General features: G+C 33.4%; 12 protein-coding genes and 1 pseudogene. 2 read left to right on the top strand and 11 right to left on the bottom strand.

Features of this window, described 5'->3' with window-relative positions; all coding sequences use genetic code 11:
* Positions 1–582: 582 nt before the first annotated feature.
* From MHI47_RS03535 to MHI47_RS03505, 7 genes are all read right to left on the bottom strand, one after another.
* Positions 583–918 carry a hypothetical protein gene (locus tag MHI47_RS03535; RefSeq protein WP_340829526.1) on the bottom strand — a complete coding sequence of 112 codons (336 nt, stop codon included), beginning with the start codon at positions 916–918 and terminating at the stop codon, positions 583–585.
* Between the two features lie 25 nt (positions 919–943).
* Positions 944–3058, bottom strand: coding sequence for a ribonuclease YeeF family protein (locus MHI47_RS03530; protein ID WP_340829525.1), 2115 nt, complete (start codon positions 3056–3058; stop codon positions 944–946).
* 218 nt (positions 3059–3276) lie between these two features.
* Positions 3277–3771 (bottom strand): hypothetical protein, encoded by a 495-nt coding sequence (locus MHI47_RS03525; RefSeq protein ID WP_340829523.1) that lies wholly within the window; start codon positions 3769–3771, stop codon positions 3277–3279.
* The gene (locus MHI47_RS03520; RefSeq protein WP_340829520.1) at positions 3747–4994 is read right to left on the bottom strand and encodes an Ig-like domain-containing protein; all 1248 of its coding nucleotides are present in this window, start codon (positions 4992–4994) and stop codon (positions 3747–3749) included. The genes MHI47_RS03525 and MHI47_RS03520 overlap by 25 nt, the downstream gene beginning before the upstream one ends.
* 498 nt (positions 4995–5492) lie before the next feature.
* Positions 5493–5723: a hypothetical protein gene (locus MHI47_RS03515; RefSeq protein WP_340829518.1), complete on the bottom strand. Its 231-nt coding sequence runs from the start codon at positions 5721–5723 to the stop codon at positions 5493–5495.
* 100 nt (positions 5724–5823) lie between these two features.
* Positions 5824–6813: a hypothetical protein gene (locus MHI47_RS03510; protein ID WP_340829516.1), complete on the bottom strand. Its 990-nt coding sequence runs from the start codon at positions 6811–6813 to the stop codon at positions 5824–5826.
* 607 nt (positions 6814–7420) lie between these two features.
* Entirely contained in the window at positions 7421–8266 is an 846-nt protein-coding gene (locus tag MHI47_RS03505; protein WP_340829514.1) for a GIY-YIG nuclease family protein, read from the bottom strand.
* A gap of 640 nt (positions 8267–8906) precedes the next feature.
* On the opposite strand from MHI47_RS03505, the gene MHI47_RS03500 reads away from it, so the two are divergent.
* Positions 8907–9509: a hypothetical protein gene (locus MHI47_RS03500; protein ID WP_340829511.1), complete on the top strand. Its 603-nt coding sequence runs from the start codon at positions 8907–8909 to the stop codon at positions 9507–9509.
* A gap of 467 nt (positions 9510–9976) precedes the next feature.
* On the opposite strand, the pseudogene MHI47_RS03495 reads toward MHI47_RS03500, so the two are convergent.
* The 3 genes and pseudogenes from MHI47_RS03495 to MHI47_RS03485 all read right to left on the bottom strand — a co-directional run.
* A pseudogene (locus tag MHI47_RS03495) lies at positions 9977–10072 on the bottom strand (VOC family protein); the annotation flags it as partial.
* Positions 10073–10276: 204 nt separating this feature from the next.
* Positions 10277–10813: a phage integrase N-terminal SAM-like domain-containing protein gene (locus MHI47_RS03490; protein ID WP_340829509.1), complete on the bottom strand. Its 537-nt coding sequence runs from the start codon at positions 10811–10813 to the stop codon at positions 10277–10279.
* A gap of 78 nt (positions 10814–10891) precedes the next feature.
* Entirely contained in the window at positions 10892–11782 is an 891-nt protein-coding gene (locus tag MHI47_RS03485; protein WP_340829506.1) for a tyrosine-type recombinase/integrase, read from the bottom strand.
* 769 nt (positions 11783–12551) lie between these two features.
* Here MHI47_RS03485 and MHI47_RS03480 point away from each other — a divergent pair.
* Positions 12552–13238, top strand: a complete 687-nt coding sequence (locus tag MHI47_RS03480) for a hypothetical protein (protein ID WP_340829503.1) — start codon at positions 12552–12554, stop codon at positions 13236–13238.
* 127 nt (positions 13239–13365) lie between these two features.
* Here the strand turns inward: MHI47_RS03480 and xerA are convergent, their stop codons facing one another.
* Positions 13366–14205: a site-specific tyrosine recombinase/integron integrase gene (gene xerA / locus MHI47_RS03475; RefSeq protein WP_340829501.1), complete on the bottom strand. Its 840-nt coding sequence runs from the start codon at positions 14203–14205 to the stop codon at positions 13366–13368.
* Between the last annotated feature and the right edge of the window lie 122 nt (positions 14206–14327).

The following is a 14327-nucleotide window of genomic DNA, read 5'->3' as shown; positions in this document are numbered from 1 at the left end:
TCTATTGAATTAGCGGAGTTCTGTCTTTGAGAAAATAAAGTATATTGTAGAAATGACTAAGTTATCTTCTGTATGTTTTCGTTCATCGAGATAAGTAATCATACTTTTTACCAATCGTACCGTTTTAAAATTCATTGCTCGTGTTTCCCTCTTTTTTCGTAACTCTTTTATCCGCTCAGACTATTAACTCTATTAGGGTCTATAACCCAAATCTTGAAGGTTCAAACCATACATAGAGAGGAACATTTTGTATGATACAGTATAATTAAAGTAATAAACTAGAAGAAAATAATTACATATATTAATTAATCTATCTGACTATCTATCTAGTATCTAACTGATAGTTGTTTTCCATCTAACGTTACCTGTAACAAAAACATGTTTCACACTATATACGTCGTTTATAATCTCCCAAAGAATATAATGATTACTAATTTATGCAAACAAAAATAAACAGCCAGTTAACGGTAGAATAATGTCAACTGGCTGTTTAGGAAGATTTATTTTATTGTCTCAAAAAAATAATTATCTGAGTACAGAACTATAGCCATTCTTAATGAAATTAGAGCCAACAAGAAATTATTATAAAGTCTTCTTAGCTATAGGAAGTAACACTTTTAGCTCTTCTTCAGTAAATAATTTTTGATTATCTGGAATTTGAAGGAGTAATTCTGGAAAATTTCGAACAAAAGCTCTCTTACTCTCTAATTCCTCATTTTCATTGGATGGCCACTGCCCCGTTTCCGCATAAACCTTTACTTCATATGCATCCTGATCGGATTTAAATGCTTTTTCCATCACTTCTTTTGTAATTGGATAAAAGACGGGTTCATTGTATGGTCCTTGTGGCCAGGAAATTTGATAAGTCCCTTCGTTTTCAATAATAGCAAAGCCATCACCCCGATGAATTTTCTCCATAATTCTACCTCCTTATTTATATATGTTAGTATACACTAGAAATAATATAATCACTTGCCTTTATTTGATCAGTAACAGCTTCTGGAATCCCGCCATCTGTATACCCTCCTGGTACCCAGTATCCTTGCCAGGCACCTGCTTCATTTCCTGATGGTACTCTAATATTCTTTGCATTTGTTATTTCTAATAACACAGGAGTATCACCTAAATAACCAGGTTCTAAGCCTAATAATTTCTCCAAAACCCTTGGATTTCCTTCTGAAGCGCTTATAGCTTTACCTACAATATTTTGAGGAAGGACATAGGTACCGGTTTTTGGATCTCCTATATTACTTCCATAAAGTTTAACAGCATTATCAAACGATTCTTTGCTTTGAATCTTTACTACACCATCATCAAACAATGACAAATGTGCTTCTATTTCTGATTTTGTCAAATATAGTTCAGTATTTGGTCTTTTCCCTTTAGGTATACTTACTATTCCATCCTCTATTTTTTTAGTGATTTTTGCATGAGGAAGCTCAGCCATCTCTTTCAAAAATTCATCTACTGATATTTTACCTCCCCCGACTACTTTCTTATCTGGAACACCTGAAACCTTAGGTATTTCTTCACCAGTCTTTGCTGAACTATTCACTGCCTTCATAATAGATTTATCATTTAGCGATTTTTGCAAAGACTTGGCAATAGGTACTGACAATGAAACTAAAGGATCAAGTGCTGCTCCTGCCCCAACATTCAAACCTAACTCCAAAGCATTTTGTTTCCAATTAGTGTCCTCTGGATTTAGTAGCTCACGACCTCCAATTTCAACACCAGACATTGAGCCTCCAACAGTAGCACCTTCTTTAGCTAATTGTCTTATATTGTGAGTAGATGCCCCAGTTTTAAGGCCTTTTGCCCCTAAAGCAGTGCCACGAATACCTTTTACGATTCCAACCCCTGGAACTAAATATCCTAACATATTAGCTAAAGCGTCCGTTCCACCACCCTCACCAAACTTTCTTTGAGATTGGAAAGGTGAAATTTCACCTGTAACATTCTTCTCCAGTTGTGCCGGTATACCTAAAAGAGCCGAATTAGCTGTTCTATTTGAAAAGCGTTGGACATTTTCAAAACTATAAGATTGTCTAGGAGCTATTTTCTCCGCTTCTTTGACCATTTTTGTACCAAAGTCCCCTGTAAAGAATGAAGGTATAGACCTTACAGCACCTATGCCCAAGTCAGCTAAGTCCTGTAGAATATTACTATTTTTCTTGGTATTTATTTTTTCTTGTTTGGTCCCATTTCCCTCTATTCTCGTACAGGATAAGGCAATCATATCAGTACCCACAAAAGGATTTTGTATGTTAATAAAGCCACCATAGCCATATTTGAATGGACCAGCCCCAGCTAAAAATGTTTGGAGCATAGTTGTGATCTGACTATCTACATCTAATATGGTGGGAAGTTCGTCAACCAATTTTGTACGATAGGCTAGATCGGTCTTTAAATTATTTTTAGAAGTCAAAACTCCCCAATTTTCTGTTTGGAAATGAATATCAGTTAGTCCAGTTTCAAACATTCCTTCTAAATCAGTAAGCCAAGTTTCCATTGTCTGTATTTCCTGCTCTATAGCTTGCAGTGCATTCGTTTGTGTTGCATCAAACTCATACAGTTGAGAGATGGTATAATCGCGTTTTCTCTTAGAACTAATGACTCCCTCTTGAACTCCGCTATCATCTAAGTGCGGCAGGCTGACAATATCGCTCACCTGATCCATGATTCTATTTGTCTCATCCGTCAAATTGGCGGTCAGTTGACCGATTTGTGTCAGCCCCTGCTCTAATTCTCCCTCTAGAAATGTTTCAAGTATGTAACCAGAAGAATCAGGTTCTAGTGTGTGAAGTGCTGCTTGCATCTGGTGAAGAATTTGTTGATAATGTTCCGAAAACAACTGGAAAAATTGAAGAAATGGTAAATGACATTCCTCATAAAAGGAACGAATGGCATTTCCCCCTTCTCCTTTTAATTGTTCCTCCATCTGAACTAAACCTTCCACTGCGAGTAGGATTGCTTTCGTTTCAGTACTTAACCTAGTTAACATGCTGATGTTTCGATGTAACCCTTCTTGAAATAAATCTACATCTAATACTTTCATAAGCTTGCCCTCATCAACTGCCCAGAAATAACCACATTACAATATTCTTTAGTTTGCAAAAATACCTCACAAGCTAACATTCTTCTCCCCCTCTATTAAGCCTCAATAGTTATAATATTCCACTTTTATCATCAATAGGTAAAGTATTATGTTATAATATTCTCGAATTTAAGCATTATGTATGAAACAAAAGAATAGATAATATGACTCTTTCACTACTATAACAAGAAAAAATTAGTCAAAAAGATAGTAATGAATAAAATATAAAGCCTCCTATCACTTTTGATATATTTAACTTTAACTGTTTTTGTATCAACAAGTTCTGCTTCATAACCATCATAAGCATCTTCAGTACTAATATTTGCTAGCTCTAGAACTTTGTTAGCAGTTATGTTAACAACATTAGAACCATTTGCAGAAGTAAATTCGCTTAGTAAGTTACCAGCAGCATCTTTAACACCTAGAACCTGTAATTCAGAAACATTAGCGTTTGATGTTGATGAACCACCTGCGAATACAACATTTTTGCCATTTAGAGTTTCAGCAAATGTAATAACTACAGCTGTACCATCTTGTATTACTGAAATATCTGCAACGTCAGAAGATAAAGCTTGTAATTGACCATTGATTTTCACTAGGTAATTTGAGTAATCAACTAATGTATCAACATTCATTTTTTTGTCGAATTTTAGAACAACACGACGATCTGACATACTAACAATCTCTTCAAATGATGGTGCTGCTTTTTCAGCTCTAACAACTTTTCCACTATAATCAACATAGTATTTTGAAGTTTAGTATTGTCTTTTAAGTTTTTGATAGTAAGAGTGTTTTCACCTGTTGATAATGCGGAATAAAGATTAACAATAACTGATTTATTATCTGTAGGGTCAATTCCTGCACTTTGAACAGATATTACTTTACCGTCTTTATTTAATACAGTGTAATTTTTAACATCTTCTGCACTAGCAGCATTGATAGCTTTTGAGAAAGTAACTTTAATTGTTGTTGCATCAACACCAGATACTTTGTTAACTTCTGGACGAGTTTGATCGATTTCAGGTTTTACAGATACCTTAGTATCTTTAGCAATTTCATTACCTGAATAATCTTTTACACCTTCAACATGAATATCTACAGTTCCAGTTGGAAGTGAGTTAGCTGTTGAGAATGTATATTTAAATTTGTTATCTGCTAAAGCTTCAACTGTTCCAGTTGCAGTTTTCTTAGAATCACCAGATTTCCAGTAAACTTTAGAAGCAGAGATTGTAGATGGGTCAACGTCTTCAGAGAAAGTTAATACAACACTTTCTAATGTAGCTGTAGCTTCAACTGCTGTGAAGTCATGAGTAGATACTAATGATACGAAACCAGCAAAGTCCTTAACTCCAGAGATAGATACTTTATGGGCACCAACTGCAAGAGAAGAAGAACTGAATGGAGTTAAGATAACAGAACGGTTATTAGCTCCTAAATCAACTTTCCCAAAGTAAGCTTTACCATCAAGAGTAAAGTTACTTTGTTTCAAATCAGTAACTGGTTCACTGAATATTACTTTCAATGATTTAGTTCCTAAAGATTTGATTGATTCTACTACTGGAAGTGTGTTATCAACAGTTGTGAATTCAACGTTTTTAGCATCAAGGAAATTAGATACAGATACTGCATCCGCTTTATTGTTAGCTAATGTTCCTTCAACTGTGATTGTTACTAGTTTTGCATCTTCTGATAAAACAACAGATTTAATTGCTTTACCTGATTTTAATGAGTAGTTAGATTTTTCTTCAGCATTTTCTTTTGTAACAGTACCATCAAAAGTTACTACAACTTCTTTCAGGTTAGTCGCACTTCCCGTAACATTGCCCTGAAATAAAAAACGCCCAAAACCATTGGTATCAAAGGATTTTGGGCGTTTTGTAAACGGACAGTTAGTCACGTTAGAGTGTCATTTGCGCAGTACCCTTCCCATTCGGAAGTAATATTGTCACTTTCCCCTTTAGTTTTGCATACTCAAAGGGGGACCTTTTCTTTTTTAAAAGTGCTATAATAAAATTTTCCATATGGTCTTTTAGTTATTTTTCACTTTCATCGGCTTGGCCTTATGGAACAATGGTTTCCATTCGGGAATTTTTTAATCCATATACCTGCTATTGCAAGGGTACATTTTTAGCATGAGCACCTGTAACCGTTTAAATCAATCATTCTACCTCATTTTTTCTATCTTAACACATATACAAGGAAACATAGAAATTAATAAATGCACTCTATTTTTAAAGACGAACGCCAAATAATACCCATCGAGTGAGGGGTATTATTTGGCGTTCACTATGGTCATACAATTTTGTGTAAATTCTTGTTGTACGAACACTTTCATGACCGTCTTCGGCTTTTTTTACTATTTTTTCTACTCATTTCTCCTACTTACTTACCCTTATTAACTTTTTTGATTCAGTTCGTTTTGGAAATCAATATATCGTTTAAGTGTGAGGCGATAGTGAGAATCTTCTGGATACTCCTTTTCAACAGTTGCTATCAAAGAAGGTGTAAACTCTGTTTCTCCATTATATAAACCTTTGTTAAGAATACTGTTCCACCGACTAATATAATCATTTACAGAACTGTCTGCCAAATGATGATTGTTTCTTAAATAATCCCTAAATTCCATTTCATATCCCTACTCTCACTATTATTTATCATATATTTATTCTTTGCCAACTACTTCTTTTCCTTTTAAACAGTGAGCCAGGAAACTAAGAAGTTAAAAATTAAGATCTAAAATTATTTATCAAAGAGTCATCTGGATCCGTACGAAAGTACCCATCTTCTCCTCCTCTTTCATATCCACTTACGAAAGTACCATCCCCTCTTACATAGCTTTCAACAGAATGAGAGTCTACATGATGTAAGTCAGAATCCAAACCATCAATCGAAGAAAGATCAACACCAACCGTATCAAAGAAATCAAATGCATCTATAGCCTCGCCTATTATTCCTATACCTATAAAACTTACTCCAATCATGGTTGTACTTTTTACAAGCTTTTCTTTATCCCCTGTAAAAAGGGAATCCACAAGATTAAAAGTATGTCTGATAGGTGCTGTAATAACATTAAAGGCAATACCTAAAAGAGTCGGCTTTTTAATTCTTTCAAGTTTAGCAATAACGGCATCAATATCAGCAATCTTACTTTCGTAAAAATCAATAATCCTTTCACATTGAATAATGATATTTTCTAAGTATTTAATCCGAAGCCATACTAATGGTTTATAGTAAGTTAAATGAAGATAAGAGCCTCTTTTATTTTTAGAAATAAGCTCACTTGTTTTATAGGCATAATCTATATGGTCTTCAAAGTATTCAATCGCTGACAAAAAGACAAACTGTTTATATAGACAATCTTTTATCTTTTCGATAGCTTCTTCTCTAATGTTTGTATCATCGTACTCGGCACAAGCATTTACAAAATCGTTCTTAAAACTGGGGGAAATGACATATTTCACCAAGTACTTACATTTAAAAATTATCTTATGGTCTTTCGTTAAATAATCATAGTGCCTAGTATATAATTGATCGAATTGTTTTAGGGATGTTTTATATTCCTTATACACTGTTTTCCTTTTTTCCGCCGGAATATCGATTTGGTTATAATAATGCAATAATGTTTTTCTGAATTTACGCATACTAGAAAAGAACTTTGTTTTACAAAGAAGTATTATAAATGCAATCACAAACGAAAAGAAAATAATTTTTACCATAATTTCACCTCTATGTATCTATCTATGAAGCAACAATATATCTATATTACCATTATACTTATCAACACTAAAGAACTATAAAATAAATATAAACCTTTGTAAGTTGCAGAAATAGAATTAAGAGCAAACCTTTATGGATGTTTTGAAAAAGGAATTTCCTTTCATTAGAGTCAAAGAATTTACTTAGAACCATTGCCATAGTATTAATAGTCTACTATCTCGGCTATTTTGGTGCGTATTTGAACGACAGTTATCCAATTAAACGGAAAATATAAAAAATAACGCTAACAAATGCAGCGTTAGATCTTCATATTTTTAAAAATCAACAAATTATATGATGAATTTATTTGGTTTGCTAATAACCTCGGTTTCCTATATGAACCGTTTTACCAATTAAACTAACTCCTCGGCAGCTGTTTATATTATTAACAGGGTAATAATATAAACACTTTTAAGTTTTCTTTTGGTTTGGAATAAAGATTGATTATTTCGGAAAACGTGTCTAATAAAGCACCTGCTAGCGCAATAAAGATATTATTTCATCGGCAGCCTTCTAACTTATGATTGCAAAACGACTCGACACATTTCCCGTTACGTTTACTTTTTATTAATTATGGTTATAACCAAACGAAATTGTTTGTAGCTTTCTTTTAAATACATTTTCAACCTCAACCGCTTCTAAGGCTGTAATATCTTTTGGTAACACTTTTAAAATCGAATATTGGAAATATAAATGTGCAGTAGAGTTTTGTGCATTTAACCGTTTAAATGCTTCATTGCCTCCATGTATTGAAGTGGCGTATTCTGACCAACGACCAAGCAAACCGTTTTTATTGTATGAAGAGCCAATATAAATTTTGCCGTTAGAAAGATCTGTTATTGCATATATCGCATTGATTGAACTTAAAGCGATGTGCCAATCCCCATATGTTTGACGGTTATCCATGATTTGTTTTAACTCGTTATGCGTTAATAGGACATTTTCGTATCCTGGAAAGACAAATTGACCTGTATTTACTAGCTGTGTAATGATTTTTTCATTCGTTCCTTTTTGAGTCCATTTCACAGTTGCCTTACCCCATTCAATATACAATTTATTTTCGTATGTACTTAATGAATCATTACCAATTTCAAATAAAGGATGCATTTTTTCATCTTTATAAGGCTCTAACAAAAATAGTGAACAATCTGGTGAAATAATCGGTGTCTCCCCATGTCTTACTTCATACGATTTTAAATACTTCGCAGTAGTTCCTTCATCTGCGGAAAAGACAATTACTTTATCATAACCAACAAAAAAATAAGGCGATTGTTTTTGCGTATATTCACGTAAAAAGCCATCACGATATGCGTTAATAAACCTTTCATGTTTCAATGAATGGCGGATAAGTAATGTTCTATTCAAATTGTATCCGCAACGCTGTAATAAATCAGATAAATAGAAATGGACCATATATTATCTCCTTTTGGAAATTGAGGATGTTTCAATTGTCTTAACTGTAAAAATTATGCTAGTAAGCATTCGAAGGTATATGTAAAACAGATACAGATAGGTTCTATTTGCGTAGTACCCTTCCCATTCGGAAGTAATTTTATCAAATTCCCCTTTATTTTTGCATACTCAAAGGGGAAATTTACCTTTTTTAAAAGTACTTTATATAAATTTTCCAAATGGTCTTTTATTTATTTTAACTTTTAACGGCTTTGTCATATGGAACAATGGTTTCCAACCGGGAATTTTTGAATCCATCCCTTTAAATGTTATCTAACAGAGAGGCAATCTGTCCTATGACATTATAGTTGGTAAGTCGAAAATTTGCTAAACAGCAACTGATGTCATCAAGATTAAGAAAATCAATCCAACCATATACTTCTCAACCTTTTTTGATTACTCTCTTTCACGCTATAACACTCATTCACATTCTTAATACAGGAAATTTTTATGTTGTGTATATGTTATTATTAAATTAAAATCAAACAATGCTTGAACGAGGTGAATTAGAATTTTTACTACTTTAGCTTCAATAACTCCAATTATATCGGTAGGTTCAAATATTTACTTTAAAAAACTGCAAAGTGAACAACTTGTTAGATTGACCAGTGAACTCGAAAAGCAAACAAGAGAAATAGCTGCTATTTATAATGAGGTACGCGCTATTCAACTAGAGGGGTTCTATTTAGGGATGAATAAGCTTCGTGAAATAACTAGACCCGAAATCACTTATGATGAATTTATTAGCGATATAATTATTGCTAAAGAAGCTTTTATGCGCTGTAGAAGTATTGAGGAAGCTCGTAACGATAGTAATAAATCCTTAGACAGTAATCATTTTTACGCTTATTTATTGGGATTAGAAGCATATTGTTATACATTAAAATGTGAAAAACATAATGCCATCGCAAAATACCAACAGGCTTTGGTTAAACTAAAAACCGTAAAAAAATTATACAATAATCTACTATTAGAGGAAATACCTTCGGATGGAATCAATATTCAACCGATTTCTAAAACTGCTCGTTTATTTTTTGGAATAATTGGAGTGCCGGCTATTTCTGCAGCTCTAAACAACATTAACGAGCAGTCTCAAAATATCCAAGAAAGTAATTCTAAAATTAATAAAAAATTAATGATGTTAGCCGATGAAATTTTTTCTACAGAATTAATTTTGGATATTCTTAATTCTGCTCCAAAATAGATACATAAAGAAAGGTTTGGACTTCATTAATGTAATGAACATTAGATACTGCATCTTATCCAACTCAAGGTACAATAATTCTATTATTCTAACACTTTTTTCACTGTTAAAATTAGCTACTCTAAGTAGCATTACTAGGCTTATTGAAATTTCATTTGGACAATAAGGTTGGATACTACAAGAAAGTTATATACTAAGTGAAGTTTTTTATATAAAAAAGCCGTATTTAAGAGAAAACTCTTAATACGGCTAATTTTTTTATTGTTGAGTATATATCTTTATTATCTTTTTGTTTTCCCGTGACAATATAGTTGTTAACCCAATGTTTTTCTTAATGTTAGGTTTTAAGTTTACAATTCGCAGTAATTTTATAATTCGGAAAGCAAATATTTAACTAAAGCACCCGATAGTTTAAGAAGAAATCTTTAAAGTTGGAGAACTAAATCATTTAAAGTCCCAATCAATATTTATCTGATTTTCTCCGCTAACTCTAAAATAATTCCCTCTGGGCCACGAACGTAGCATAACTTATAGCTTTCTTCATATTGCTGTATCTCACTAATTGTGCCATTTGGAGAGACATTAGTAGCGGAACCTATGATTTAGGACTTTTTAGTCATTATGGTGATATTTTACAGTTACAATTTATGATTAAAAATAGGAACGTGGATAATCCATCAATATAGAGATTATACAATGTTGTAATAGAGTTGCACCTAGTTTATAGGGCAACTCTATTTTTCTGTTCAATGATGTATTGATTCTTTTCATTTAATAGGAATAATTACCCCGAGACTTATATTATTTACAGATTCTTGGACCATCAAAGGCAATAACGCCTCTACAGTTCCGGTGACCACAATTCCGCCTATTTCTAGACTTTCTTGTGTGGATTCATATAATTTTTTTACTTGTTCATCCTCAACAGATAATCGTTGTAATGCTGGGAGAGCGTGTGGAATTTTTGGTCTCCATCGATTCTTTACGACAATGTTCTCCATATACTCTTCTTCTAAGCAAAAGGTAAAAAAAGAAGAGAGAGAGGCAAGAACAAGGTCAACGGTTTTTGGTTTTTTATGGATAGAATACTGATTTAACCACGCTAATACATGTGTAGCAGTTAAATCTTCTATTGGCACCGAACATTCTGTTAGAAACTTTTCGATTATACTACGATATTTAGAGACGGTTGCCTCTGCTTTATTTTCAAGCTTTAAACTAAGTAGATATTCCTTGAAGATATCCATTGTGTCATGGGGAATCTCTTCATTCTCGCTAATCCAATACTTTTTGGGTGGCGACATGATCGCAACAACCTTTCTCTTCATAATCAATACTTTATTTGTTTTTAGTATTAACGAGCTTCTAAATTCATACGTATCTTAGCCCATTGCATTTTGATAGGTCATTAACATTTCTTCTTTAGAAATGCGTGCAAAAAAATGTTTGATATTTAAATAGTTATTACTCGTCTCATCTGGAATAAATTCTAAGTCTGTATCTCTTGCTAACATGTTAGTAAAAGTATTCCGGCAAACCTGTGGGTGGAGTGTCTGTTTAAGGTTAGCTAATTCTCCTAGTTTTTTGATAATCTTATAGATTCCACTTTCTCCAAGTGAGTTATTGAACTTGGTTTGGAATAATGGCTCTGTTTGATCATCAAAACGTGTACGTAGATACGCTTTTAATAGGAGTCCGCACTCTCTAGAAAAATGAATGGTTCTACTCTTTTTTCCTTTTCCTTCGACCCTAGCTGTTCGGTTATCCAGATCAACATCTTGAATGGTTAATTGAGTAACTTCATACCTTCTGCATCCAGAAGAAAACAAGAAGTGAACTAGCACTCGATCTCGAAGGGGTAATTGTTCCGAAGCCAATAGGACACGGACATACTCCTGTTCATTAAGATATTTTGGCAAATACAGTGGTATCTTCTGTCGCCAAGGATTTTTAGTTATTACAATATCTAGATAATCTTTTGCTATGCAAAACTTAAAAAAGGTACTTAGAGTGGAGTGCATAAGTTCTACTGTTTTTACTCTTTTCCCGTCAGAAAACACTCGGAACCATTTTAGGACATCATCTGACATTAATTCATCGATAGGTATAGTACATTCTCTAAAAAATCGTTCTAATAGCGAACGGTATTTTGAAATGGTTGCTTCCGTTTTATTCTCCCGTTTTAAACTAAACAAGTATTCATTTAAAATCGTTTTTGTTGGAACCGAAATGGCTTCGTTCGTGCTAATCCAATACTCTTTGGAAGAATTCACCTGATAATACCTCCTTTCCATTATGAATTTTGTATCATCAAGATACAAAAACAGTTGTTAACAAAATTTTCTCTTTCCAAACATTTATTTTTAAACTTTTTTGTAAAACACAAATAACCTAATTCCAAAAGTGGAATTAAGTGAGAGTTATCCTATAAAGGATCGTATTTTAATTTTTTTCTATTGTTGAACATATACCGGTACCAGCCCGAACTTATCAGATTGGAATATATAGTGCTTTAATAAAACTAGTATATCCAATGAAAAAAATAGGAGTTCCTGTGACTGTATCTGAATTAGATATATTCTTTTCGTAAATTATTATTTACATCCATTATAAGAATTAATCAAAAAAATAATCGTATTGGTCCAATAATAGCGTCTCGTCGACCTTCCCGCCTATCTAGAGCATATTTATTTACTGTACACAATGCAAAACATGTTTAAGTAATACAATACCGTTTAAAGGAATTACCCCTCTGTAAATTATTATTGACAACTTTTATAGGATTTAAACAACAAATTTTTATTTCTTCATTTTCAACAATTTTAGAATTTGTAGATCAATATTTGCTGTAACTATTCTACTGTGTTTCTTTCGGACCACATGAACTTTCTAATGTGGTTTTTGCTATAATTCCTCACTGGAAATGTATGTTAAAATAAATATAATATTGTGAAAGATTTCACTTAAACTAACTTGTTGAACAAGGAATGATTTGAAACATATACACTATCTTCACGTCTAACAATTTAAGGAGGCGACTTTTTGAAGAAATTAGTTTTCACTTTTATATCACTGTTCTTATTATTAGCGGCTTGCCAAGCAAATGATCCCGATGCAATTACACTGGTGGGTCAAGACAACGAACATCCTATACACGGTTCTGATAATGAAAATCTCACCTTACCCGAGAGTGAAGAATTAGCGGTAGACACGTCTGACATTGAACAAATGAATATAGGTTCCGAAATGCCCAGACTTTTATATGCCGATAACAACATTGCGGTTATGCAAGGTACATTTGGGGTAGTCGTATATAATATGCAAGACTCAATAGTTACAAATCGAATTTCATACGAACAAATTAAGTCATATGACCTTCCGATGATGCTGGCATCTGTATCACAAGATGGTACAACCATCTTTATTGGGAATGATGATATGTACAATGAATTTATTTATACTTATCAATACAATATTAGTACGAGAGTAATCAAAAAAACAATACAACAGCCTTCAAGCTTATTTAGTCCTATAACTATCGAGACACCTGGTTACAACGAGGAGTACGATAAATATTTCGATTTACATTATCTTACGGCTGACAAAATTGTAGAATTGGATAATACGTTTATCTATCTACGCTCTAAAGACTGGAATATGAAAAACCTACAAATCGTTATTTGCCAGTATGAAGATGGCGAAAACAAAGTTTTTGATGTGTTCAAATAAGAATTAAAGTCATCGTCATTGTTCACCAATCGGGCAGGATGAGGGAATAAACAGCTCTTTCTTCTTCAACTAACGGGTGCTTTAGTCAAATAGAGCAACGTCCTTTAAGGCGTTGCTCCTTCTTCATTTAAAAGTACTTCTGATAATACTCTTTTCTTAACCTTCCACTTAGCTGAGCATAGATCTTGGTGGTTTCACTTTTCTCATGGCCCATAAGACTTTGTATGACTTCAAGAGGAGCTCCATTATTCAACAAATGAGTTGCGTAGCTATGTCTAAGTTGGTGCGGATGAATTTCTTTATTAATTTCAGCACGATTGGAGATTCGCTTGATGATGTATCGCATTTGGGCGACGCTCATTTTGTGAGGCTGTCTAGCGGTTACAAAAATAGCAGAGTTATGATCATTACGGCTTTCTATATAGCATTTAAGCCATATATCGCAACGTGTATTAAAATAAACCTCCCTTTCCTTGTCACCTTTTCCTCTAACAATCGCAGATTGATTGGACCAGTTAATATGGTTCTTTTCTAATGCAACTACTTCTCCAATTCGACAACCGGTAGAAAACATGAATTCAAAAATCGCTTTTTCGATTGGAGAATGACAGGATTCACGAAGGTGTTCGATTTCCCGCTCCGTTAAATATTTTGGTATCCGCTTACCCACTTTGGGTTCTTTGATTTTGGACGTTGGATTCTTACTCAGGTAGCCTTCTTCGTGGGACCAACGAAAAAATGACTTCATAAAACGAATGCGATGTGCAAGACTTGCTGGTTTTAAATGCTTGCCGGATATAGCGAGATATTCTTTCAGTTGATTTGTATCCAGTACCTCTATCTCTACATCCTTAAAATAATCAATTAGTAGCAAAGACTGTAACCGGTAGGCCTTCAATGTTTGTGGTGAAAATCCCTCTATTCGCTTATCAGCCTCAAACGAAGTCCACGCATTCGATAGTAACAACTCTATTCCCCCTAAAATAGTAATATTAAAAGGATTATTGCCAATTTAATAGAATTATAGACATAGTGTGTATTTCAACTAACGCAGCAGTTTAGTTGAAGAAGGAGTATTATCTCGACTTC

Source organism: Psychrobacillus sp. FSL H8-0487 (assembly GCF_038008385.1).
Lineage (GTDB): Bacteria > Bacillota > Bacilli > Bacillales_A > Planococcaceae > Psychrobacillus > Psychrobacillus psychrotolerans.
This window is presented reverse-complemented; position numbering and strand designations above follow the sequence as displayed.